Annotated in this window: 21 protein-coding genes; 14 read left to right on the top strand and 7 right to left on the bottom strand. The window is 69.5% G+C overall.

Going from position 1 to position 22,564, the window contains the following annotated elements; all coding sequences use genetic code 11:
- Positions 1 to 110: 110 nt before the first annotated feature.
- Together mftC and mftA are read right to left on the bottom strand one after the other, a co-directional pair.
- Positions 111 to 1,652 (bottom strand): mycofactocin radical SAM maturase, encoded by a 1,542-nt coding sequence (mftC, locus tag ABZ803_RS17870; protein ID WP_357038877.1) that lies wholly within the window; start codon positions 1,650 to 1,652, stop codon positions 111 to 113.
- A gap of 16 nt (positions 1,653 to 1,668) precedes the next feature.
- Positions 1,669 to 1,767 (bottom strand): mycofactocin precursor MftA, encoded by a 99-nt coding sequence (mftA, locus tag ABZ803_RS17865; protein ID WP_157107015.1) that lies wholly within the window; start codon positions 1,765 to 1,767, stop codon positions 1,669 to 1,671.
- 400 nt (positions 1,768 to 2,167) lie between these two features.
- Between mftA and mftR2 the strand changes: the two genes are divergently transcribed.
- Both mftR2 and ABZ803_RS17855 read left to right on the top strand, forming a co-directional pair.
- Positions 2,168 to 2,806 (top strand): mycofactocin system transcriptional regulator MftR2, encoded by a 639-nt coding sequence (gene mftR2 / locus ABZ803_RS17860; RefSeq protein WP_357038874.1) that lies wholly within the window; start codon positions 2,168 to 2,170, stop codon positions 2,804 to 2,806.
- A 61-nt stretch (positions 2,807 to 2,867) separates the two neighbouring features.
- Positions 2,868 to 3,923, top strand: coding sequence for a ferredoxin--NADP reductase (locus ABZ803_RS17855; protein ID WP_062968428.1), 1,056 nt, complete (start codon positions 2,868 to 2,870; stop codon positions 3,921 to 3,923).
- A gap of 70 nt (positions 3,924 to 3,993) precedes the next feature.
- On the opposite strand, the gene ABZ803_RS17850 is transcribed toward ABZ803_RS17855, so the two are convergent.
- From ABZ803_RS17850 to ABZ803_RS17840, 3 genes are all read right to left on the bottom strand, one after another.
- The gene (locus ABZ803_RS17850) at positions 3,994 to 4,731 is read right to left on the bottom strand and encodes a DNA alkylation repair protein (RefSeq protein ID WP_357038871.1); all 738 of its coding nucleotides are present in this window, start codon (positions 4,729 to 4,731) and stop codon (positions 3,994 to 3,996) included.
- Positions 4,732 to 5,155: 424 nt separating this feature from the next.
- Positions 5,156 to 5,917: an aspartate/glutamate racemase family protein gene (locus ABZ803_RS17845; RefSeq protein WP_357038868.1), complete on the bottom strand. Its 762-nt coding sequence runs from the start codon at positions 5,915 to 5,917 to the stop codon at positions 5,156 to 5,158.
- Positions 5,918 to 6,180: 263 nt separating this feature from the next.
- On the bottom strand, positions 6,181 to 7,377 hold the full coding sequence (locus tag ABZ803_RS17840) for an FAD/NAD(P)-binding oxidoreductase (RefSeq protein ID WP_357038865.1): 1,197 nt from the start codon (positions 7,375 to 7,377) through the stop codon (positions 6,181 to 6,183).
- Between the two features lie 217 nt (positions 7,378 to 7,594).
- Between ABZ803_RS17840 and ABZ803_RS17835 the strand changes: the two genes are divergently transcribed.
- The 6 genes from ABZ803_RS17835 to ABZ803_RS17810 all read left to right on the top strand — a co-directional run bounded on the left by ABZ803_RS17835 (position 7,595) and on the right by ABZ803_RS17810 (position 13,264).
- The gene (locus ABZ803_RS17835; RefSeq protein ID WP_040870186.1) at positions 7,595 to 7,951 is read left to right on the top strand and encodes an SPW repeat protein; all 357 of its coding nucleotides are present in this window, start codon (positions 7,595 to 7,597) and stop codon (positions 7,949 to 7,951) included.
- A 5-nt stretch (positions 7,952 to 7,956) separates the two neighbouring features.
- Positions 7,957 to 8,580 carry a TetR/AcrR family transcriptional regulator gene (locus ABZ803_RS17830; RefSeq protein WP_040870187.1) on the top strand — a complete coding sequence of 208 codons (624 nt, stop codon included), beginning with the start codon at positions 7,957 to 7,959 and terminating at the stop codon, positions 8,578 to 8,580.
- A gap of 87 nt (positions 8,581 to 8,667) precedes the next feature.
- Complete coding sequence (locus ABZ803_RS17825) at positions 8,668 to 9,624, top strand: type IV toxin-antitoxin system AbiEi family antitoxin domain-containing protein (protein ID WP_357038861.1); 957 nt, start codon at positions 8,668 to 8,670, stop codon at positions 9,622 to 9,624.
- 342 nt (positions 9,625 to 9,966) lie between these two features.
- The gene (locus tag ABZ803_RS17820; protein WP_357038858.1) at positions 9,967 to 11,244 is read left to right on the top strand and encodes an epoxide hydrolase family protein; all 1,278 of its coding nucleotides are present in this window, start codon (positions 9,967 to 9,969) and stop codon (positions 11,242 to 11,244) included.
- Positions 11,245 to 11,437: 193 nt separating this feature from the next.
- Positions 11,438 to 12,448 carry an adenylate/guanylate cyclase domain-containing protein gene (locus tag ABZ803_RS17815; protein WP_357038855.1) on the top strand — a complete coding sequence of 337 codons (1,011 nt, stop codon included), beginning with the start codon at positions 11,438 to 11,440 and terminating at the stop codon, positions 12,446 to 12,448.
- 48 nt (positions 12,449 to 12,496) lie between these two features.
- Positions 12,497 to 13,264: an RNA pseudouridine synthase gene (locus ABZ803_RS17810; protein ID WP_357038852.1), complete on the top strand. Its 768-nt coding sequence runs from the start codon at positions 12,497 to 12,499 to the stop codon at positions 13,262 to 13,264.
- Between the two features lie 378 nt (positions 13,265 to 13,642).
- Here ABZ803_RS17810 and ABZ803_RS17805 read toward each other — a convergent pair whose 3' ends face one another.
- Entirely contained in the window at positions 13,643 to 14,245 is a 603-nt protein-coding gene (locus tag ABZ803_RS17805; protein WP_357038849.1) for a TIGR03086 family metal-binding protein, read from the bottom strand.
- Between the two features lie 51 nt (positions 14,246 to 14,296).
- Here ABZ803_RS17805 and ABZ803_RS17800 point away from each other — a divergent pair, with 51 nt between their 5' ends.
- From ABZ803_RS17800 to ABZ803_RS17790, 3 genes are all read left to right on the top strand, one after another.
- Positions 14,297 to 14,734: a MarR family transcriptional regulator gene (locus ABZ803_RS17800; RefSeq protein WP_357038846.1), complete on the top strand. Its 438-nt coding sequence runs from the start codon at positions 14,297 to 14,299 to the stop codon at positions 14,732 to 14,734.
- A 168-nt stretch (positions 14,735 to 14,902) separates the two neighbouring features.
- Positions 14,903 to 15,688: a metallophosphoesterase gene (locus ABZ803_RS17795; RefSeq protein WP_357038843.1), complete on the top strand. Its 786-nt coding sequence runs from the start codon at positions 14,903 to 14,905 to the stop codon at positions 15,686 to 15,688.
- 67 nt (positions 15,689 to 15,755) lie between these two features.
- Positions 15,756 to 16,433: a hypothetical protein gene (locus ABZ803_RS17790; protein ID WP_062968449.1), complete on the top strand. Its 678-nt coding sequence runs from the start codon at positions 15,756 to 15,758 to the stop codon at positions 16,431 to 16,433.
- On the opposite strand, the gene ABZ803_RS17785 is transcribed toward ABZ803_RS17790, so the two are convergent.
- A complete protein-coding gene (locus ABZ803_RS17785) occupies positions 16,430 to 17,491 on the bottom strand; it encodes an AraC family transcriptional regulator (RefSeq protein ID WP_357038840.1) in 1,062 nt (353 codons plus the stop codon). The two genes, ABZ803_RS17790 and ABZ803_RS17785, sit on opposite strands and share 4 nt — an antisense overlap.
- An 85-nt stretch (positions 17,492 to 17,576) precedes the next feature.
- Between ABZ803_RS17785 and ABZ803_RS17780 the strand changes: the two genes are divergently transcribed.
- From ABZ803_RS17780 to ABZ803_RS17770, 3 genes are all read left to right on the top strand, one after another.
- Positions 17,577 to 19,043, top strand: a complete 1,467-nt coding sequence (locus tag ABZ803_RS17780) for an NAD(P)/FAD-dependent oxidoreductase (RefSeq protein ID WP_357038837.1) — start codon at positions 17,577 to 17,579, stop codon at positions 19,041 to 19,043.
- Between the two features lie 75 nt (positions 19,044 to 19,118).
- A complete protein-coding gene (locus tag ABZ803_RS17775) occupies positions 19,119 to 21,236 on the top strand; it encodes an ATP-binding cassette domain-containing protein (protein WP_357038834.1) in 2,118 nt (705 codons plus the stop codon).
- Positions 21,236 to 21,973: an energy-coupling factor transporter transmembrane protein EcfT gene (locus tag ABZ803_RS17770; protein WP_357038831.1), complete on the top strand. Its 738-nt coding sequence runs from the start codon at positions 21,236 to 21,238 to the stop codon at positions 21,971 to 21,973. The genes ABZ803_RS17775 and ABZ803_RS17770 overlap by 1 nt, the downstream gene beginning before the upstream one ends.
- The last annotated feature ends 591 nt before the right edge of the window (positions 21,974 to 22,564 follow it).

The following is a 22,564-nucleotide window of genomic DNA, read 5'->3' as shown; positions in this document are numbered from 1 at the left end:
CGCCGACAGCCGTTTCCCAGCATCCGGCAACGCGACGGCTATCGCCCGGTCGTGGACCGGACGATAGCCATGACCGCACTGCTAGCACACTTTTGGCAAACATCATTGCCTCAGGCCAGCGGACTCTCGTCGCAAGCCCGCGACGGGCGGCGTTCCGGCGCGAAGCCGGCCGGGCGCGTCGCGCTCAACGTCAACGGGACCGGTGTACTCTTACGCCCGCCCGCGCGGGGGGCGACCCGGCGGGAATGGTCGACCGAAGAACGCGGGATCATCCGCGCGGTGTCGGCCAGCGCCGCCTCGCCGTAGCCCTGGACGCACTCCGGATCCGGACCGTCGGCGGGCAACCCGGTAAAGAACTTCGCCGCCATGCAGCCGCCCCGGCAGGCGTCGTAGTAATTGCACGACGCGCACGCGCCGCCGCCGCTGGGCTCGCGCAGCTCCCCGAACAGGTCCGAGGACCGCCACACGGCGCCGAAACCACCGTCGGCCACGACGTTTCCGGCACGGAATCGATCGTGGATGGCGAACGGGCAGGCATAGACGTCACCGACCGGATCGACCAGGCAGACCACCCGGCCCGCGCCGCACATGTTCAACCCCGGCAGCGTCTGACCGAACGCCGAGAGATGGAAGAACGAGTCGCCGGTGAGCACACCCTCCCCGTTGCGCAGCAGCCAGTCGTAGAGCACCCGCTGCTGATCGGGCGTCGGGTGCAGTTCGTCCCATACGTCCGCACCCCGCCCCGACGGCCGCAGCCTGGTCAGTCGCAAGGTGGCGCCGTACCTTTCGGCGATGGCGCGGAACTCGTCGAGCTGTCCGATGTTGTGCCTGGTCGCCACCACCGACAGTTTCGCGTCCCGGAAACCCGCCGCGGCGAGGTTCTCCAGCGCGCGAATGGCCATGGCGTAGGAGCCGGGCCCGCGCACGGCGTCGTTGACCGCGGCGTCGGCGCCGTCCAGCGACACCTGCACGTCGACGTAGTCGCTGGCCGCCAGCCGGGCCGCGACCTCGGGCGTGATCCGCACCCCGTTGGTGGAGAACTTCACGCCCACGTGGTGCGCGGTCGCGTAGTCGACCAGCTCCCAGAAGTCCGGGCGCACCGTGGGCTCGCCGCCGCCGATGTTCACGTAGAACACCTGCATGCGCTCGAACTCGTCGATCAGCGCCTTGCACTGCTCGGTGCTCAGCTCGCGCGGGTCCCGGCGGCCCGAGGAGGACAGGCAGTGCACGCAGGAGAGGTTGCAGGCGTAGGTGAGTTCCCAGGTCAGGCAGATCGGCGCGGCCAAGCCGGACTCGAAGCGATCGACCAGGCGCACCGCCCCGCCGGACGCGACGGCCTCCGCCACCGGAGCGGCGTTCGTGATCGCCGCCGGCATCGGCGCGCCTTCCGGCACACCGATGATCATGTCCGAATCGGCGAGCTGGGTCAGCGCGTCGACGTAGACGCCCGCGCCCGCCTCCGGCACGCCTGCCGCGTGCAAGGCGGTGCGGGCCGAGGCGTGCTCCGGCAGCGAGCGGACGATCTCGACGATCCGCGGACTCTTCAGGAAGGACAGCTTGCGCGTGCCGAAGTGGTAGAGCAGCGCGCCGAACGGCTCCGGGCGCAGCGCCACACGCGGGTGCAGCTGCCAGCGGGTATCGAGATCGAGCATCGTGGTCCGCCGCCCGTCAGTAGACGCCGCACATGCCGTCGATGGACACCTCTTCGATGAGGCTCTCCTCGACCAGCGGCGCCTCTTCGGCCGACCGCGCGGCGGCGGTCTCCATCCGTCCGGTGTTGTCGGTGTCGGCGTGTCCGTTGGACCCGTATTCCGGCATGGCTACCTCCGTGAGGACGATCCGTGTGCGAACTGCTCGGTGCAGTTCGTGCTCACACAATAACGTCATCAACTGACAAAAGAACAGGTTTCAGTCACCGAATCCGTGCGGCCCGAGATTCCGGCCGCCGCTCGACCCGCGCGACCGGCCCGTTCGCCGCTCGCCGAGTACAACAGGCGGCGACGGGAGCGATACCCGGCGCTCTAGACTGCGGATGGCAAGCAGCGGAACAGAATGTGACGGGCAGCACAAGCCCGCGGTGGTAGAGGTGGCATGGGAGTCGGACGAATGCGGGCGAACGGGGGCGGCGGCACACAGTGGTGTGCGCATCAGGCCTGGAGGCGGAAGCTTGCGTAACCACGGTGGGCCCGCGAGCACCACGAGTCGAACGCTGTCGGAGTCCGAGATCGTCGAGGCCGCGCTGCGGGTGGTGCGCGAAGACGGCGTGGAGAAATTGTCGATGCGGCGACTATCCCGCGAACTCGGCGTCTCCCCGATGGCGCCCTACTACTACGTCGCCGACAAACGCGAGCTGCTGGACCTCGTCGCCAGCGCGGCGCTGACCGGAGTGCGCACGCCACCGGCCGAATCCGGGTCGTGGCAGCATCGGCTGCGCGACCTGGTCGACCAGATCGACGAGAAGCTGCGCAAACATCCCGGTCTCGGCGACATCCTCATCGAGCAGATGCTCGGCAAACAGCTGGACCTGATCGCCGCGATCATGGACATCCTGGACGACGCGGGCTTCGGCGACCGCAACATCCTGGCCGCCTACGCGACCATCCACACCTACCTGTTCGGCCGCAGCCGGGTGAACCCGCGCGACCGCTCCGCCCCCGCCGACGTCACACTGCCGCCCGTGGTCGAGCGGGCCACGCGGCACATCGGCGACCTGCGCGGACGCTACTCCTACGACTTCGGCATGGAGGTGCTGATCGCCGGGCTGGAGGCCCAGCTTGTCCGCCAGGCGACGCCCGACGTACGATGAAACTGAAACACGTTCTAGTTTTTGCGTCGCGGGTAGCCCGTGCCAGGTTCGAGAGGACGACATGACGACTGTCGAGGTTCCACACGGCTCGCGCTCGGTCGTGCTGCGGGTGTCCGCGGTCATCACCGAGACGGCCGACACTCGCTCGCTGGTCTTCGACGTTCCCGACGAGCTGGCCGAGAAGTTCCGCTACCAGCCGGGGCAGTTCCTCACCCTGCGCATCCCCAGCGACCGGACCGGCTCGGTGGCGCGGTGCTACTCGCTGGCCAGCTCCCCGCACACCGACGACCGCCCGAAGGTGACCGTCAAGCGGACCGAGGGCGGCTACGGGTCGAACTGGGTGTGCGACAACGTGAAAGAGGGCGACCGGATCGAGGTGCTGCCGCCCTCGGGCGTCTTCACTCCGAAGGACCTGGACGACGATCTACTGCTGTTCGGCGCCGGCAGCGGCATCACGCCGGTGATGTCCATCCTGAAGTCGGCACTGGCCCGCGGCACCGGCCGCATCGTGCTGGTCTACGCCAACCGCGACCACGAGTCGGTGATCTTCGCCGGTGAGCTGCGCGATCTGGCGGACAAGCACCCGCAGCGGCTCACCGTGATCCACTGGCTGGAGTACCTGCAGGGCTTGCCGACGGCCGACGCGCTGGCCACCCTGGTCGCCCCCTATCGCGGCTACGACGCGTTCATGTGCGGCCCGAAGCCGTTCATGGACCGGGTACACGACGCACTCGCGCAACTGGGCGTGCCGCGCGCCCGCACGCACGCCGAGGTGTTCAACTCGCTGGCCGGCGACCCGTTCGCCGACCAGGCGCCGGTCGAGGTCTCCGACGAGGAGGCGGCCGACGCGGCGACGGTCGAGGTCGAGTTGGACGGCGAAGTCCACCAGCTGAAATGGCCGCGCAAGCAGACGCTGGTGGACATCATGCTGGCCAAGGGATTGGACGTGCCCTATTCCTGCCAGGAGGGCGAATGCGGTTCGTGCGCGTGCACGGTGCTGGAGGGCAAGGTGGAAATGGACAACGCCGAAATCCTCGACCCGGAGGATATCGAGAACGGCTACATTCTCGGCTGCCAGGCGCATCCGGTGACCGACCACCTGAAGATTCAGTTCTGAACCATCCGCCATTTCGAACGCAATTTTGCGTTCGCCCGAAATCGGGCCATTAGCCGATCGATTGCGCCGCCTATCGCGCGCGGTATTCGGCGCGCACTTCGGGCGGTAGATGTTCGGTCGCGTAGCTCAACGCGGTGCGTCCCATGGCCGGGGCGTGCCGGTCGAGGAATGCGGTCAGCAGGCTCCGGTCGACGCGCTTGCCGACTTCGCGCAGCATCCAGCCCACCGCCTTCTGGATCAGATCGCGCCGATCGCCGAGTAGCAGCTCGCTCAGCGCGAAGGTGGTCGAGGCGTCACCCGCCTTGATGAAGGCGAAGGTGGACAGCAGCGCCACCCGCCGTTCCCAGAGCGATTCGGACCGCGCCAGGTGGAACAGCAGGTCACGCGGTTTGTCCAGCAGCCACGGGCCGACGATGTTCTCCGCGGACACGTCCACGAGATCCCAGTTGTTCACCCGGCCGCGCCGCACGGCCGCCAGATACAGCTCAACCACGGCGGCGCGCGCGGCGTCGTCGAAGGAGCGCGGCCGGGACGCCGCGGCGAAGCGCGCGTTCAGGATGACCAGCGCGACGAACCGGTCCTCGTGCACGTCGCTGTCGAGCAGCTTGTCGATCTCGTCCAACGGAAGCGCCGCGAATCGTTTCGCGACACCACGGCTCACCGGGACCCGCACGCCGAGGAACACGTCACCCTCGCCGTACTCACCGGGCCCGGATTTGAAGAACCGCTGCAAGTGCGTCGCGTCGTCCGGATTCGCCAGTTCCCGCAAAGCCGTCCGCACGTCCGCCGCGGTCACCGAGTCGCCCATCGAACCACGCTCCCGTTCCGATCGCTCCGTGCGCTCACCGCGGCCCCGTCCGTCGGCGCGTGCCTGGTGGTCAATGCCGCCCCATCCGTCGACGCGGACCCGGTCGTCCCGCCCCAGTCGCAGACGCGGCCCCAGTCATCGGGCGCGGCCCCCGTCGTCGGCGCGACCCCATCCTTTGGCGCGACCCCAGTCGCCAATGACACCCCCATCGCCAACGCCGCCCCAGCCGCCAACGCCGCCCCAGCCGCCAACGCCGCCCCAGCCGTCGGCGCGACCCCGTCCTTCGGCGCGACCACAGTCGCCAATGACACCCCCCATCGCCAACGCCGCCTCGTCCTTCGAGGCACGCCCGACCGCCGACTCGGCCCCAGTCGCCAACGTGGCGCCAATCGTCAACGCGGCGGGCGCGATGCCGGACCGCGGTTCATCCCTGCGCGCCCAGCACACGGCCCGACTCGAAGGCGGACGCGCTGGCGGGCAGCGCACCGGGGCGTCCGCTGTTCAGCACCCGGACCTCGCCGTTGCCGGTGCTCGGGCGGCCCAGCGCCTCGATACGCCGGATCGTCTGCGCCGCAACGGCTTGCGCGCTGTCGAACAGACGGACCCCGTTCGGCAGCGCGGCGACGATCGCGTCGATCACCAGGGGGTAGTGCGTGCAACCGAGCACCACGCCTTCCACGTCCGGCGGAGTCCGCGCGGCGGCGCCCGCGATCGCGTCGTGCGCGGCGGCCAGATCACCGCGGTCGATCGCGTCCGCCAACCCGTGGCATGCCACGCCCACCACGTCGGCCTCCCCGCCGAATTTCGCGATCAGATCGGCCTGATACCTACTCGCCGTGGTCGCCGCGGTGGCCCAGACCGCCACCGATCGGCACACGGCCGCCGCGGGCTTGATCGCGGGCACGGTGCCGATCACCGGAACGTCGGGCCCGACGTCCGCGCGCACGTGCTCCAGCGCCGTGACGCTGGCGGTGTTGCACGGCAGGACGATCACCTCGGCCCCGGAACGAAGCGAGGTGCGCGCGGCATTCACCACCCGCTCGACCACCCAGTCCTCCGGCTTCGGCCCCCACGGCGCGCCGTCCGGGTCCAGTTGCAGCAGCAGATCCACATCCGGCCGCAATTTGCGCAACCAAGCGGAGGTGGGCAGCAACCCCAGACCCGAGTCGATGAGCGCGACGATCACCGCACCACCGTATTACAGCCTCATGACAGCGCCGCCAGCCGTTCGTGGCCCGGCGAACATCCCCACGACAGCCGCGACCGATTCGCCGACCGCGTAGGAGTTCGTTCGCGCCTGCCGCGAAGGCCGCTCCTCGGACGGCAATGCCCTACCGAGCCCGGCAGCAAGCCGCGCCGCATTCGACCGGAGGTCTGCCGGCCGTCGAGCCGAGGGGGGCAGCCGCGTTTCGCCGGAATGCCCCGTCTCACCCGGCAGCCGACGCGAGATCAGCTGGGCGCGAGCAGTTCGGTCACCGGAGCGCCCGCGGCGATCTTGGCGCGCGCCTTCATCACCTGGGCGGTCATGCCGGCGCCGACGACGCCGGTGAGGTTGCCTCCCTGGGAGTAGTAGGCGAGGAACTTGCGGCCGTCGTCGGAGGCGATGTGCACCTCGTCGGCCGCGCCGGGGGTGCCGAGGGCCTGGATCTTGACGTCGTACTGGTCGCTCCAGAAATACGGGACGCGGGCGGCCGTCGGCGGCTGCGCCCCCAGCAGCGCGCAGGCGACCAATTTGGCCTGCTCGCCCGCGTTGGTCCAGTGTTCGACGCGTTTGCGGGAGCCGGTGTCGTGCAGCCAGGCCGCCACATCGCCCACCGCCCACACGCCTTCGGCCGAGGTGCGCCCCACCTCGTCGGCGAGCACGCCGCCACCGGCCGACGGCTCCGCCAGCGCGATCCCCGAATCGCTCAGCCACTCGATCGCCGGGCGCGAGCCGACCCCGATCACGACGAGGTCGGCGGCGATCTCACCACCGTCGGACAATCGGGCGCCGCGCACCCGCCCCGCGTCGTCGCCGACCAGCGTGTCCACACCGATGCCGCAGCGCAGATCGACCCCTTCCGCGCGGTGCATCCGCGCCACCAGTTCGCCCACTTCGCTGCCGAGCACCGAGGCCAGCGGCGTCGCCTGCGGTTCCACAAGCACGACATCCACCCCTTGGGCCCGGAAACTCGCCGCGAGTTCGCAGCCGATGAATCCGGCGCCGACGACGAGCGCCGTCCCGGCGCCGCTGAGGTCGGCGCGCAGGGCGACGGCGTCGGAATGACCGCGCAGCACGTGCACCCCGGCGAGATCGGGCAGGCCGGGAAGGCGGCGCGGGCGCAAGCCGGTGGCGATGATCAGCTGGTCGTAGTCCAGCGTCGTTCCGTCGGCGAGGCGGACCCGGCGCGCGCCGGTGTCGACCCCGACGGCTTCGGTGCCCGCACGCAAATCGATCCGCTTCTCGGCGAAGAACTCGCTCGGACGCAATGTGGTGTCGTCGGTCTCGCCGCGCACGAACTGCTTGGACAGCGGCGGCCGGTCGTAGGGCAGCCGCGGCTCGTCACCGATGAGCACGAGTTCACCGGCGTAGCCCGCGCGGCGCAGTTCCTCCGCGGTGCGCAGGCCGGCGAGGCCTGCTCCGACGATCACGATCGGCGCGGTCATGCGGCCATCCCTTCCTTGGAACCCGGCAGCCGATCCCACGGAACCGGCGGTGCGACGAAGCTCACCCTAACCTCTGCTTGCTGCATTGCCCTGTGACGACCATCACGCATCAATGGTCGGGCAACAGCCGCGCAATCGTGTTCGTTCCGATATTGATCGGGCGGTCAATCAGAGCTATACCGAGGAAAGCACACACTCACAGCCTCAGGAGGTACCCATGTTCACCGAGAGCCGCGCGCAAGATTTCCTGGCTGTCGTGCTCGGAGCCTTCGCCGCGCTGTCCCCCCTCTGGGTGGACACCAACGACAACGCCATGTGGTCGCTGATCGTGCTCGGCGTGCTCATCGCTCTCACCGGTCTGGCACAGATGGCCCGCCCCGACATGGCGGCGGCGGACTACGTGATGGGCCTGTGCGGCGCACTGCTGTTCCTGTCCCCGTGGGTCATGGACTTCACGGAGTACCGCAGCGCATCCTGGACCGCATGGGTAGTCGGCGTGGTGACGGCGGTGGTCGCGGTAGCGGCGCTGCCGACGGTGTCGGGACGTCTGCACGACATGGCGCCGCATCACTGACGCAGATGCCAGGAACCCGGCGGGCCGGGCGTCGCCGCAGCGCGAAAGCCGACGGCGACGCGCGGCAACTCATCCTCGACGCCGCGGAGAAACTCTTCGCGGCACAGGGATACGACGCCACCGCGACGGCGGCCATCGCCGCCGCGGCGGGCGTCCCCAAAGGACTCGTCTTCTACTACTTCCCGACCAAGGACTCGATCCTGTCCGCCTTGATGTCCGAACGGGTGCCCGCCCAGCCGATCGATGACATCGGCACGGTGGTGGCCCCGGGAGATCCGGCGACCAGCCTGGTCAACCTCGATGCCGCACTGAACCTGCGCGACCACCACTCGTCGGTGCTGCGGGTGATCCTGTGGCGGGAAGCCGACACCCATCCCGACGTGCGACGACAACTGCGCCGCCTGCGCGTCCAACTGCTCGAGGTCACCACCAAGGTGCTGCAGGCGAGCGCCCCCGCCCCGGTGCGGCCGGGCACCCTGCGCGCGTGTGCGGCGGCCTGGGTCTCGGCGATGTTCGCCATAGCCAGCACCGACCGGCTGCACGCGCTCGACGGCCTGCCACTGCCCACCGCCGAGGAGGTGCTGAACGTCGCGCAGGTGGTCGCCGCCGGGATGACCCAGATGGGGTGACGCCGGAGTTGTCCACAGCCGGTGTGTTATCCACATTCACTGCCGCGGCGGGTACTCCGGGGGCGCCGGACGATCACGATCGTCGGTATGGAAGCACCGCAACTGATCTCACGCCGGCAAGCACTGGCCTCCGGGCTGTCCGACAAATCGCTGCACCGGCTGTGCCGAACCGGGCAATGGCAGCGCCTGCGCGCCGGGCACTATCTGAACTCGCCGGGCTCCGGTCTTGGCGAGGCCGGCAGGCATCTGCTGATGACGCTGGCGACCGCGGAGTCCACGTCCGACTCCGCCATCACGAGCCACTGTTCGGCGGCGGTTCTGCACGGCCTTGCGCTCTGGGGCATCTCGCTCGACCGCGTCCACCTGACCAGGAATCGGATCAACGGTGGCCGGCTGAGCAGACGGGTCGTTGTCCATTCGGCGCAGGTCGAACCCGATGAGATCACCCTGGTCGACGACATACGAGTGACCACACCGGCGCGGACGGTCCTCGATATCGCTCGCTCGGAAGGGTTCGAACAGTCGGTCGCGGTCGGGGATTCCGCGCTGCGCCGAGGACTGACGACCACGACGGAACTGCGCGAACACCTTCGCCGCGCCCGGCACCGGCCCGGCTGCCGCCGAGCCGCCCTCGTCCTCGATTTCCTGGACGGCCGCAGCGAGGACGTCGGCGAATCCCGCAGCCGGATCCTGCTGCACCAGGCCGGTCTCCCCGCTCCGCAGGTGCAGGCTCGGGTCTTCTCCGACGACGAGATCTGCGTCGGCCGCGTGGATTTCCTGTTCCCGGACCTCGGCGTGATCGGCGAGTTCGACGGAACGATCGACCGTCGAGCCACACCCCGCGGCCCGGTGCCCGCCGCACAGATCAGCACAGCGGAGCAGGAGCGCGAAGCGCGGCTCCGTGCCCTCGGCTGGGTAGTGGTCCGCTGGCGCTGGGACGACCTTTCGGCTCCAACCCGCCTGGCCGACCGCTTCCGCGCGGCCATCCGCGCAGCCGCCGACAAGCGTCGCACCGGCTACTGGACCCCCACCCCCAAGCCATGAGCAGCCCGCCCACCGGACCGACCGAACGTCCGGAAGCCATCGCCCGGCCAGAGCCCGGGCCGCTGCGGCAACCGGCGGCGTACCGGCCACGCCAAGGGGCTGCGATGTCTCGGTCTGCGGCGAGGATGTGGCGGGGACATGCCGGGGCCGAATGGTCCCCTGCGCGCCGCCGAGTCGCTCGATGGGGAACATCGAGTAGCGGTGCGGGTCTCGACCACCGGCACCATGTCGCGCGGACCGTCGGCTGCGCACCGGGGATCGCGCACCTCCGTGCTCGATCGCACCGGTCGCCCACCACGCAGTGGCGCCGAACGCGGAAAACGCCCGGAGCATACTGGTCCGGTGAGTCACGAGCCTTCCGCGCGTGGAGTCGAGACGCGGCCGTTCCCGCTGCTCCCCACACCCATTCAGGTATCCGACAACGTGCTCGCCGACCTTCGGCAACGGCTGGAACTGACGCGCTGGCCGGTCGACGCGGGCAACGAGGACTGGTCATACGGTGTGTCGCGAGGCTATCTACAGGAACTGGTCGAGTACTGGCGCACCGGTTACGACTGGCGTGCCGCCGAGGCCGCGATCAATGCCTATCCGCACTACTTCGTCGAGGTCGACGGGGTACCGGTGCATTTCATGCGGAAGCCGGGCGTGGGGCCCGACCCGACGCCGCTGATCCTCACCCATGGGTGGCCCTGGACCTTCTGGCATTGGGCGAAGGTGGTCGATCCGCTGGCCGACCCCGCCGCATTCGGTGGCGACCCGGCCGACACCTTCGATGTGATCGTCCCGTCGTTTCCGGGATTCGGCTTCTCCGCACCGCTGCCGCACAACCCGGACATGAACTTCTGGAAGGTCGCCGACCTCTGGCACCTCCTCATGACCGAGACGCTCGGGCATACGAAATACGCCGCGGCGGGCTGCGACGTCGGCGCCCTGGTCACCGGGCAGCTCGGGCACAAGTACGCCGACGAGCTGTACGGCATCCACATCGGCTCCGGCCAGAAACTCACCTTGTTCGACGGCGACCGGGGCTGGGACATCAGTGGCGGCAGACCCATCCCGGAGGGCATACCGGCGGCCGTGCGCGACCGGATCATCGAACTGGAACGACGTTTCGCGGTCCATCTGGCCGCACATGTGCTCGAACCGAGCACGCTCGCCTACGGGTTGTCCGACTCACCCGCCGGGCTGCTCGCCTGGATCCTGCAACGCTGGGTGAGCTGGAGCGACAACGGCGGCGACATCGAGTCCGTCTTCGACAAGGACGACCTGCTCACCCACGCGATGATCTTCTGGGTCACCAATTCCATCGGCACGTCGATCCGCACCTACGCCAACAACAATCGCTATCCGTGGACGCCGTCGCACGACCGGCAGCCCCCGATCGAGGCCCCCACCGGCATCACCTTCGTCGGCTACGAGAACCCGCCCGGCGTCACCACCGACCGTCGTGTGCAGGCCTTCGTCGACAGCGACCGGGGCGATTGGTACAACCACGTCAACCTCACCGTTCACGATCGAGGTGGTCACTTCATCCCGTGGGAGATACCGGACCGATGGGTCGAGGATCTGCGCCGCACCTTCCGTGGGCGCACCCCATCCACGTCCGGAATCAGGGGCTGAGCGAAGTCGTTCGCAACCCGACGCGCCCTGGCATGCGCGCACACGCGGACCCGGCCGCACCACTCTTGGGCGCCGGTTCCGGGTGTCACCGAGATGTGCCTACCGGCGGCGCGGGACCCAAGACGGGGCGGTGAGTATGTGAACTGCCCCAAGGAAAGCCGGCTCACCGGATTCGCCCCGTAAGGTACCGATCATGGTGCCCACCGAGAGGTCCGAGTTGGTGCGATCGGTCGTCGAGTCCTACCTGCTCGACGGAGCGCGCCGGTACAACCGCACCGAGGTCGCCGAGCAGTCGGGGGCGACGACGGCGCTCACCAAGCGATTGTGGATCGCGCTCGGTTTTCCGTCGAGCATCGGCGACGAAGCGGTCGACTACGCCGACGCCGACGTCGCGGCGGTGCGCGACTTCGAGCAGCTGAACGTGTTGTCCTCGGCCGACACCAAGCAACAGTCGGCGACCGTGCGCACGCTCGGCCAGGGCATGGCACGCCTGGCGGAATGGCAGGTCGACCTGGTGCTGGCGGAGATCGAGGAGCGGATCGCCCGAGCCGAGCCCGGTACCGACCCCGAGCAGGCGGTGCGCACCGCCACCGAGGGTGCCATCGCCACGCTGGAGCAGTTGAACATCTACGCCTGGCGGCGCCATCTCGCCGCGGCGCTGTCGCGCTCACTCGACCCGGGGACCAGCGCCGGTGAGACGGTACGGGAACTGGCCGTCGGTTTCGCCGACATGGTCGGCTACACCAGGCTGACCAGGCATCTGCATCCCGACGAGCTGTCCATGCTGCTGGAGGCGTTCGAATCGACCACCACCGCCGCCATCACCGAGAACGGCGGATGGGTGATCAAGAACGTGGGCGACGAAGTCATGTTCGCCACGGAAACCGCCACCGAGGCCGCCCGCATCGCGCTGGCCATCCAGGAGTCCACCATGATGGTCGGCGGCACCCCGGACCTGCGGGTCGCTGTCGCCTACGGCCCGGTCCTGCAACGCTTCGGGGACCTGTACGGCTCGGTCGTGAACATCGCCTCCAGGCTCACCGGCGTCGCCCGGCCGGGCACCGTCCTGATCGACGACCACGCCGCCGCCGCGCTGGAGGGCGACCCGGCATTCGCCATCAGGCACCTGCGCAGCGTCCGGGTGCGCGGCTTCAACCGGCTGCGCCCGCACCTGCTGCGCCGCAACGACAAGAACGGCAGGTAGCCGAGACCGCGTGCCGCCCGCCCGGGGCGGCCGCCCTAGGCTCGTCCGGTGGACAAGGACTGGTCACAGCTGCGCGCCCGTTGTCTCGTCGAGGAGGACGCGACGATCCTGGCCCTGAACAAACCTGCCGGGATCTCCGTCACCGGCGAGCGCCACGACACCGACCTCGTCGAACTGGCCGCCGAAGCGGGGGAAACGCTGTATCCGGTGCACCGGATCGACAAGGTGACCTCCGGCCTGATCCTGTTCGCGAAGGAACTGCGCGCGCACGGCGAGCTGACCAGGCAGTTCAACAAGCAGACCGCCGGGAAGGCGTATCTGGCCGTCGTGGCCGCCACCGGCCTGCCCGATACCGGCGTATTCGATCTGCCGCTGAGCGTGGGCCGCAAGAACCGGGTGCGGATCGCGGCGCCCCGCGAAAGCATCCGCCACGAGGCGGGCCGATGGTTCGTCGACGACGCCGACCTGCTGCCCGCCAAGAACTATCCCTCGCTCACCCGGTTCGCGACGGTGCTGCGCGGCCCGGAGCACACCGTTCTCGCGCTGCGCCCGGTCACCGGCCGCCGCCACCAGATCCGTGTCCACCTGGCCTGGACCGGACACCCGATAGTCGGCGACCCGTTGTTCGACCGCTCCGGCGCCCATGCCCGGACCTACCTGCACTCTTGGCGTCTCGGCCTCGCCGCCTCGTGGCGCACCCCGCCGGAACTGACGTTGACCGCCGAGCCGGACCCCGATTTCTGGCGCCCGCTGGACGCACCCGCCGAACCGGCCGCCCTCGAACGCGCTGCCCACTCGCTGCGGACGCTCGGCTAGCGCCGCCTTCCCCTCCGCACCGACCACGGCCTCCTCGCCTGATCGTCGACCGCCGAACCGCTTCCTCGTGCCTGCCTTCTCCGTGCCCGGTCTCCGGCTGGTACGGCCGCGACCTTGCCGGCGGCTGCCCCCGGGGAGGGGTGGTTCGGGCAAACCAACCGTCCCGCCGCTCACCCCAGAGCGATGAACGGCGGCTAGCGATCGGTCCACAGTCATCCCCAGGCAACGCCCGGATCCCACACAGCCGGTAAGGGCAGCCGCGTGGAGGTCCACGTCGATAGGTCAGTTCGACGCGGTGCCGAGGAGCGAAGATCCGCATCAGCAGGTGAATTCGGTCGAGTCGGCGCGCGGCCGCGAGTGGAAATCCGCGTCAGCGGGTCAGTTCGGCCAGTTCGGGGAGCGGCCGAGGAGCAGGAGGATCTGATCGAGGGTCGGGGTTTCCTCCGGAACGGACAGTGCCGGGGCGAAGGCTGCGCCGGGGGCGGTGCGTTCGGGCCCGTCGGGGACGGCGAGGGCGATGCGCAGCGCCGCTTCGGCCACGTCGGGATCGAGGGTGACGGTTTCGCCGATCGATTGCGCTACATCCCAGGCGTGGACGACGCTGTCCACGAGGTGGAAGCCGATCGCCAAGTGGGCCGGGATGCCGCGATCGGGCAGTACTTCCGGCAGCAGCAGTGCTCGCTCGAAGACGTCCTCCGCGGCGAAGCCCGCGAGCACGTCGTCGGCCGAGGCGCGATAGTCGGCGACCGGATCGTCGGACGCGCGAACGGCCCAGGCATCGGCATCGCCGCTGCCCCGCGCGGCGGCGGCGAAGCCGTGATTCTGCGCGATCATGTGTTCCAGCAGGTCACGAAGGCGCCAGCCGGCGCAGGGTGTTCCGGAATCCAGTTGATCGGGACGCACGCGGGCCACGGCCTCGACACTCGCTCGAACCGACCGGGCGTGCTGGTCGCGCAATTCTTTCAGGGAATCAGTAAGCATGCGCCTATCGTATGCTTAAGCTTACGAATTTCCAAGCAGTATCGTCGGTCCATGTCCAACGCTCGTCCCGATCTGGCCGCGATGATCGTGCCGCTCGTGCGGGCGCTCATCGCCGCGGAAACGCCCATCCTGGAGCGCCACGAACTCTCCATGTGGGGCTACTCCGTCCTGCTCGGCCTGGATGCGGAACCGGTCTACACCCAGGCGGCGCTGGCCAAGGCGATCGGCGCGGACAAGACCCGCATCATCGGCGTGCTGGACGAGTTGCAGCGCCGGGGCCTGATCAGGCGCGAACCGGACCCGTCCGACCGGCGGGTCAACCTGGTGTCGCTGACCGACGAGGGCCGCGCCCTCCGCGACCGCGTCCAGCGCGACATCCAAACCGGCGAGGAGAAACTGCTGGAGCAACTCCCCGCCCAGGACCGCCGAGTGTTCGTGCGCGCCCTGCGCACCCTCTCCGCCGCGGTATCCGAGCAGTCCAAATCCTGACCGCGAACCTCACGCATTGTGTCCTGGGACACACATCTCCGAGCACCATTCACAGGGTGGCGAGCGTCATGACGACTCGTAATGCGCAGGTCAACTAGCCTGATGACGTGCGGCAGCCGCAGCGCGCGCACAGTCTGACGCAATGCAGCGAACCCCTAGCGAAAGCGAATGCCGATGATCCTGGTGGCTCAGGTCAGCGACACCCATTTCGATCTCGGCGCCCGCAACGCCCAGCGTGTCCAGCGGGTGATGGAGTTCTTCGCCGGGTTGCGCCACAAGCCCGACGCCATCCTCGTGACCGGCGACATCACCGATTCCGGCAAAGCCGAGCAGTACGCGGAGGCCAAGCTCGCGTTCGACACCGAGATCCCGGTGTACGCCATCCCCGGCAACCACGACGACCGCGCGGGCTTCCGTACCGCCTTACTCGGCGAGCCCGCCTCCGACGCCCCCATCAACCGCTCGCACCGAATCGGTGATCTCACCCTCGCGCTCTTGGATTCGAGCATTCCCGGGGAGCCCGGCGGACGGCTCGCCGAGGAGACCTACCGTTGGCTGAGCGGCGTACTCGACGCCGCGCCCCCGGCCGAACCGATCCTGCTCGCCCTGCACCACCCGCCCGCGCACCTGTACAGCCCGATCGTCGACGGGATCTCCCTCGCCGATCCCCAGCGGCTCGCCGACCTGGTGGCGGGTGACGACCGGATCGTCGCCGTGCTCACCGGGCACGCGCATTCCGCCGCGACGACCACCTTCGGCGGACGCCCGCTGCTGGTCGGCCCGAGCACCGCGTCGGTGCTCAGCGGCGAGTGGGAACTCGACCTGCCCGACCACGTCATGGACTACGCGCCGGACCCGACGATCTCGCTGCACGTTATCGGCGACGATCACCGGCTCACCACCCATTTCCGAACGGTTCCGATGGGCGGCCGGATCGGCGTGCAACCGGCTTGAGCGCGGTTTACCCGGCACCAGCCGGGGCAATCGGGAGGCACGAGACGCCTACCCGGGAGGATGCACCATGGTCGACCTGCCAGCCGCAGTGGTGAAGAGCGCGTTCGCGACCGGAGCGCGGATCCGGCATGCGCGGGTGTTCCACCCGAACGGGTTGCACCTGGCCGGTCGTCTGCACGCCGAACCCGAGTTCGAGCCGCTGTTCGGCAGCGGCGAACGCGCGGTGATCGCGCGGCTGTCCAAGGGCGTCGGACTACCGAACGGCCTGCCCGACGTGCTCGGCCTTGCGTTCCGAGTACTCGATCGGGACGACGAGCCCTGGGACTTCGCGCTGGCCACGACGGGGCAGGGAGCGCTGGGCCGGCTGGTGATCACCCCCGCGCGCGGCTGGGCCAGCGCGCGCTACGGCTGCCTGATGCCCTACCGGATCAGCAACTCCGCGCCGACCTGGTTCTTCGCCGAGCCGGACGGTGTGCAGCCCGCGTCGGCGTCGCTCGAGGCGATGCAAGCCCATCTCAACGAGGATCTGGTGAGCTTCACCCTCAGCGCGGGCCGTCTCGGCGGACCCACCTGGCGGGTCGCCGAAATCACGCTGCGGCCCGCCGAATCCGCCGAGCACCGCACGGATTACTTCGATCCGATGCTCAACCACCCGGCCGAGGTGGAGTTGTTCCCCAAAGCCATCGGCAAGATCCGCGAACTGGCCTACACCGGCAGCCGCAGCGGCCGCGGCGAAGGGGCTTAGCGCCGGACGACGCGTTCGCGGCGATAGGCGGCCGGGGTGTTACCGGTCCACCGCTTGAAGGCGAAGATGAACGTCGAGGCTTCTGCGTAACCGAGGCGGATCGCGACATCGCTCACCGACAGCGGTGTGGCGGTGAGCATTTCCTCGGCCAGAGCACGCCGCACCTCGTCCAGCAACGCCCGATAGCTGGTGCCCGCCGCGTCGAGATGCCTGCGCAGCGTGCGCGTGCTCATGTTGAGATCGTTCGCCACGGCGTCGATGCCGGGCGGCGCGGCGAACCCGTCCGCGCCGCCGCGCGGGACCAAGCGCTCGCGCACCTCGGCCGCGATGCCCGTACGGGCCCTGCGGCGGTGCACCAACTCCCGGCACTGCGCCAGGCACATCGCCCAGGTGTGCTCGTTGGCCTGCGGCAACGGCTGCTCCAGCAGCATGGGTTCGATGGCGAACAGGTTGCGCGGCATGTCGAACCGCGGTGCCACGAGGGTGACGTCCGCGATCCGATCGGCGTAGCCCGGTGCGGGAAAACGGAATTCGGCCCTGGTCAGCGGCAGGCGCGTACCGAGCAGATCGCTCATCACCTGATGCATCGCGGTGACGTCGCGTTCGACGAGGAACTGACGCACATCCGTCGGCACCGACTCGTCGTGCACCACCGCGACGAACTCGTTCTCGCCCCACTCGGCCACCGGTAGGCAGAAGGTGAAGCTGAGGTCCAGGTAGCGCAGCGCGAAGCTGATCGCCTCCCCCAGCGTCGGACTGCTGACGCAGGCGAAGCCGAAGATGCCGAAGGTGGTGATCCGGTAGCGGCGCCCCACCTCGACGCCCAGCGCGGGACGGCCGGCGAGTTCGCGAACGAGGTTGCGGATGACCGCCAGTTCGGTGTGCGCATCGATCTGCGCGTCCGGATCGCGCAGTTGCTGCTCGGTCAGCGCGGTGCCGTGCAGCATGCGCGCCGCGGGCACGCCGTGTTCGGCCGCGTAGCCGACCATCAGCGCCACGCTGGCCACGCCGCGCGGAAAGTTCCAATCGCGGATATCCGGATCCTGTACCCGCTCCACGCGGACATTATGGCCGAATTTCTCTATGCGACGGCACGGCGGCTCCTACAGTGGAGATAACTACGGTCGGAGTGAGGAGTCTCACATGACAACGCGCGGTCGGCCGTCGATCCTCATCATCGGCGCGGGCTTCGGCGGCATCGGCATGGCGATCGAGTTGCGCCGCAGCGGCTTCGACGACATCACCGTGCTAGAACGGGCCGCCGACCTCGGCGGGGTGTGGCGGGAGAACACCTACCCCGGCGCGGCCTGCGACGTCCCCTCACCGCTGTACTCGTATTCATTCGAACCCAAGCCGGACTGGCCGCAGCGGTACTCGGGGCGTGCCGCCATCCACGCCTACCTGCGCGGCGTCGCCGAGCGGCACGGCGTGCTGTCGGCGATTCGCTTCGGCGCGAGTGTCACCGACGCCGAATTCGACGACGCCACCGGCCGGTGGACCGTCCGCACCGCCGACGGGGACAGCCGCGTCGTGGACGTGCTGATCTCGGCGGTGGGTCAGCTGTCGCGTCCGTCCCTGCCCGCCATACCCGGCATCGACACCTTCGCGGGACCGTCGTTCCATTCGGCCGAGTGGGACCACGACGTCGACCTCCGCGGCAAACGCGTCGCCTGCGTCGGCACCGGAGCGAGCGCTGTCCAGTACATCCCCGAGATCCAGCCCGAGGTCGCCCATCTCACGCTTTTCCAGCGCACACCGGCCTGGGTGATCCCCAAGTTCGACACCGACTACTCGCCGATCCAGCACAACCTGTTCGCGCGGATGCCCGGCGCGCTGCTGGCCGAACGATTCGGGTGGTGGTCGATCGCGGAGTTCGTCTCGCTCGGACTGGTCGAGGTCCCCGCCATCGCCCGGTGGGTGGCCCGCATCGCCTCCCGGCACCTGGCCGAGCAGGTCGAGGATCCACAGCTGCGCGCGAAGCTCACCCCGGACTACCCCATCGGGTGCAAACGCGCGCTGTTCTCCAACGACTACTACCCCGCGCTCACCCAGCCGAACGTGCGGGTGGAGACCACCGCCATCAGCGAGATCACTCCGCGGGGCGTACGCACCGCCGACTGTGCGACGCACGAGGTGGACGTGATCATCTACGGCACCGGCTTCAAGGGCACGGAGTTCCTGTGGCCGATGGAGGTCTACGGTCGCGGGGGCCGCAGGCTGGCCGACGCCTGGGCCGACGGCGCGCACGCGTACTACGGCATCGCGGTGCCCGACTTCCCGAACCTCTTCCTCGTCTACGGGCCGAACACCAACCTCGGCGTCGGCTCGATCATCTACATGATCGAGTCGCAGACCCGCTACATCCGTCAGGCGGTGCGGTGGCTGGCCGACCACCCCGGCCACTGTGCCGACGTCCGGGCGGACCTGGAGGAGGACTACAACGCCGCGCTCCAGCAACGCCTGGCCCGCACCCCGTGGAACTTCTGCGCGAGCTGGTACCGCAATTCCGCGGGCCGCATCACCAACAACTGGCCCGGCTCGCAGACCAGCTACCGCCGCCGCACCCGGCGCTTCGACCCCCGCCACTACACCCTCGACCCGGTCTCGTGACGAATCGCACGGCTGCCGGCCGGGCTCGGATTCGACTCGACCCGGCACCGCCCGCCGGGCTGGCAGACTTGTGCTGTGAATGAACTGGCCCGTCCGGGCGCATCGGAGCAGCGCGGGCCGCTGCGTCCGATCGAGCTGGCCACCGGCGCCGTGCTCGGTGGAGCCACCGTCGGGCTGGTGACCATCGGATCGGTGATCCCGTTCGCCGGCGCGCTGCAGTTGGTCGCGGCGGTCCCGATCGGGCTGATCGCCCATCGCTTCCGGCCGCGCGCCCTGATCACCGCGACCATCGCCGCCACGCTGGTCACCTTCGTGGCGGCCGGTATGGCGTCGGCGACGGTGCTGGTCGCCTCGGCCACCATGGGCGGCATCATCGGCACCGTGAAGCGGCGCGGCGGCGGGCTCGTCGCGGTGCTGGGACTCTCGCTGCTCACCGGGCTGGTGTGGGCCGCGCTCGCCGTCGGTTCGCTGCTCGTGCTGTCGAGCGCGCGCGAGCTGGTCTTCGACAACATCCGCAACGGCGCGCGCGGCCTGCAGGATCTCGCCGCCCAGGTGGGCGTGACCCCGCTCGGGCGGGTCGTGGCGGATCTGGCCGACGCCGTGCTGCGCTCGTGGTGGGTGTGGCTGGGCAGCGGCGTCGCGCTAGGCATGATGGCCACCGGGGTGTGCTCCTGGTATGTCCTGGGCTCGGTTCTGGACCGGCTCGACTGGCTGCCCGGCCGGGACCGGCTCGACGCACCGCTCGACGACCGGCCCGTCGGGCCGCTGCCGGTCACGCTGCAACACGCCGGGTTCCGCTACCCCGGCGCCGGTCGCGACGCGCTCAGCGACGTCGACCTCACCGTCGCGGTCGGGGAATTCGTCGCCGTGGTGGGGCACAACGGCTCGGGCAAGTCCACGCTGACCCGGTTGCTGGCCGGTCTGCCGCCCACCTCGGGGTCGGTGCGCCGGCCCGGCTCGGCCGGACTGGGGCGGCTGGACGGCACGGCGCTGGTGTTGCAGCGACCGGAGAGCCAGACCCTCGGCGTGCTCGTCGCCGACGACGTGGTGTGGGGATTGTCCGCGGACCTGGCCGCCGAGGTCGACGTGGAAGGACTGCTGAGCGAAGTCGGTCTGGCCGGAATGGGCGGCAAGGAGACCGCGACGCTCTCCGGCGGTCAGCAGCAGCGGCTGGCGGTCGCGGCGGCACTGGCCCGGCGGCCCGCACTGCTGATCGCCGACGAGGCGACCTCCATGATCGATCCGGACGGACGCGGGGAACTGGTGGAACTGCTCGCGGGCCTGCCCAAACGCCACCCGATGGCGGTGGTCCTGGTGACCCACCACGAAGCCGATGCCGCGGCCGCGGACCGGGTCGTGCACCTGTCCGGTGGACGGACGGTCGCGCACCTGCCCGCGTGGCCCCGTCCGGCACGCGCCGCGCGCCGCAGGCCGATGGGTGAACCGGTCCTCGAACTGCGCGATGTCCGGCACACCTACAACCGCGCGACGCCGTGGGAGGCGCCCGCGCTGCACGGCGTCGACCTGTCCGTCCGGCAGGGCGAAGCGCTGCTCGTCGTCGGCGGGAACGGCTCCGGCAAGTCCACCCTGGCCTGGATCATGGCCGGCCTGATCGAACCGAGTTCCGGCCGGTGCGAACTGCGCGGGAAGCCGGTCGGCAAGCAGATCGGCGGGGTCGGGCTCGCGTTCCAGCATTCCCGCCTGCAATTGCAGAAGCAGACCGTCGGCGCGGAGATCGCGGACTGGGGCGGACGCGCCACCGGCTCCGGCGCGGTCGGGCGCGCGCTGGACGCGGTCGGGCTGGACCGGTCGCTGGCCGCGCGCTCGATCGAGGAACTCAGCGGCGGGCAGGCCAAACGGGTGGTGCTGGCCGCGATCGTGGCCAGCCATCCCCAAGTGGTCGTGCTCGACGAACCGCTGGCCGGACTCGACCCCGAGGGCCGAGCCGACATCGTGGAACTGCTGGCCCGGCTCCGGGATGCCGGTTTGACGCTGATCGTCATCTCGCACGACGTGGCCGATATGGCGGCGGTGTGCGACCGCACGGTGCACCTGCGCTCGGGACGCATCCTGAGCGCGGAATCCGCGTGGGCGGCCACCCCGGTGCCGAGCGAGGCGGCCGCGCGAGCCGACTCCGGAGCACTGCGCGCGCCCGGTGAATCGGCCTGGCGGCTCGAGCACGGAGGTCGATGATGAGCACCGTTCTGCTGCGTCAAGTGCCCGTCGCCAGTCCGGTGCACCGGCTGTGGGCGGGCACCAAGATCATCGGCGTTTTCCTGATCAGCCTGGTGCTGATGTTCCTGCCGTCCTGGCCGGTGCTCGCCGTGATGACGGGGTTTCTGGTGATCGTGGGCTTCGTCGCCCGACTGCCGCTCGGCACGCTGCCGCGCCCGCCCTGGTGGTTCTGGGCGCTGTTCGTCGTCGGCGGCCTGCTCACCGTCCCCGTCGGCGGTGCGGCGGTGCTGCGCTACGCGCAGATCGCGATCTTCACCCTCATCCTGGTGACCGCTTCGTTCCTGATCGCGTGGACCACACCGATGGGTGACGTCGCGCCCGCCCTCGCCAAACTGGGCGCGCCGTTGCGCAGGCTCAGGATGCCGGTGGACGAATGGGCTGTCGTCGTCGCGCTCACCCTCCGCGGTCTGCCGTTACTCATGGAGGAGATCCGGGTGCTGCGTGCCGCCCGTCGCCTCCGCCCCAAGGACCGTATGCTCGCCCGCGCGGTCGACAACCCGCTCATCGACATCCTCACCGCGGCCATGGCGGTGGCCACCCGCCGGGCCGGTGAACTGGGTGAGGCGATCACCGCACGCGGCGGCACCGGGCAACTCACCGCCCATCCCAACGCTCCCGGCCTGCGCGACGCGCTCGCTCTCGTGCTCGTCTTCGGCGTCTGCCTCGGCTCCGTCGCACTGCACTCGCTGCTCTGATACGCGCGAGGGAAGTGACGGTGCCGAGCGGGAACAGGTGAAGAACCGGGTCCCGGTCGGTCGCGGCCCCTAGCTGTTCACGGGCGGAATTCCGGCCCCGGATTCGCCGAATATTTGCAGACCGCCCGGCATCACGCGAGATAAGACCCGATCGATGACGCGGAACGCACTGCCGGCGGTTCACGTACCGTGCTTCGGCGGGAGCGGTAGCCGTCGACTCAGTCCGGTGACGCCCGGCCACCTGCTCACGCCACGGCTCGGCCGCCCGGATCACGGCCACGCCGCGCCCCTCCTCACACGCGTCCCGAGCGTCGCGAAAGACACTGCCGTGCTGGAGATTCCACCCGGCGCACCACCGCGTACGCGTGCTTCGGATGCAATGCTTCGATTCGAAGATCGCACCCCACCGCCCGAATGAAGCCCGAACGGACCCCTTCGAACGCCGGTATTGCTCGATCGATAAATAGCGGAAAGCTATAACAGCGTCGCTGGACAAAGACGGAAGATTACCCTCTGAATTCGTGTCCCAAACCCCTTCGGCCACAGTACAGTTATCACTCGGAAGTAACTGTCTTTTGGATCACATCACGG

This window comes from Nocardia sp. NPDC047648 (assembly GCF_040642815.1).
Lineage (GTDB): Bacteria > Actinomycetota > Actinomycetes > Mycobacteriales > Mycobacteriaceae > Nocardia > Nocardia gamkensis.
Note: the sequence above shows the minus strand (reverse complement) of the source record. Positions and strands in the feature narration are given on the sequence as shown.

What these genes read in the sequence shown, in the direction of transcription:
- ABZ803_RS17800 (WP_357038846.1), top strand. Translation starts at nt 14,297, where the DNA reads ATGTCCAACGCTCGTCCCGATCTGGCCGCGATGATCGTGCCGCTCGTG.
- ABZ803_RS17835 (WP_040870186.1), top strand. Translation starts at nt 7,595, where the DNA reads ATGTTCACCGAGAGCCGCGCGCAAGATTTCCTGGCTGTCGTGCTCGGA.
- ABZ803_RS17850 (WP_357038871.1), bottom strand. Translation starts at nt 4,731, where the DNA reads ATGGGCGACTCGGTGACCGCGGCGGACGTGCGGACGGCTTTGCGGGAA.
- ABZ803_RS17790 (WP_062968449.1), top strand. Translation starts at nt 15,756, where the DNA reads ATGGTCGACCTGCCAGCCGCAGTGGTGAAGAGCGCGTTCGCGACCGGA.
- mftC (WP_357038877.1), bottom strand. Translation starts at nt 1,652, where the DNA reads ATGCTCGATCTCGATACCCGCTGGCAGCTGCACCCGCGTGTGGCGCTG.
- ABZ803_RS17770 (WP_357038831.1), top strand. Translation starts at nt 21,236, where the DNA reads ATGAGCACCGTTCTGCTGCGTCAAGTGCCCGTCGCCAGTCCGGTGCAC.
- ABZ803_RS17830 (WP_040870187.1), top strand. Translation starts at nt 7,957, where the DNA reads ATGCCAGGAACCCGGCGGGCCGGGCGTCGCCGCAGCGCGAAAGCCGAC.
- ABZ803_RS17815 (WP_357038855.1), top strand. Translation starts at nt 11,438, where the DNA reads ATGGTGCCCACCGAGAGGTCCGAGTTGGTGCGATCGGTCGTCGAGTCC.
- mftA (WP_157107015.1), bottom strand. Translation starts at nt 1,767, where the DNA reads ATGGAGACCGCCGCCGCGCGGTCGGCCGAAGAGGCGCCGCTGGTCGAG.
- ABZ803_RS17855 (WP_062968428.1), top strand. Translation starts at nt 2,868, where the DNA reads ATGACGACTGTCGAGGTTCCACACGGCTCGCGCTCGGTCGTGCTGCGG.
- ABZ803_RS17840 (WP_357038865.1), bottom strand. Translation starts at nt 7,377, where the DNA reads ATGACCGCGCCGATCGTGATCGTCGGAGCAGGCCTCGCCGGCCTGCGC.
- ABZ803_RS17780 (WP_357038837.1), top strand. Translation starts at nt 17,577, where the DNA reads ATGACAACGCGCGGTCGGCCGTCGATCCTCATCATCGGCGCGGGCTTC.
- ABZ803_RS17795 (WP_357038843.1), top strand. Translation starts at nt 14,903, where the DNA reads ATGCCGATGATCCTGGTGGCTCAGGTCAGCGACACCCATTTCGATCTC.
- ABZ803_RS17825 (WP_357038861.1), top strand. Translation starts at nt 8,668, where the DNA reads ATGGAAGCACCGCAACTGATCTCACGCCGGCAAGCACTGGCCTCCGGG.
- ABZ803_RS17805 (WP_357038849.1), bottom strand. Translation starts at nt 14,245, where the DNA reads ATGCTTACTGATTCCCTGAAAGAATTGCGCGACCAGCACGCCCGGTCG.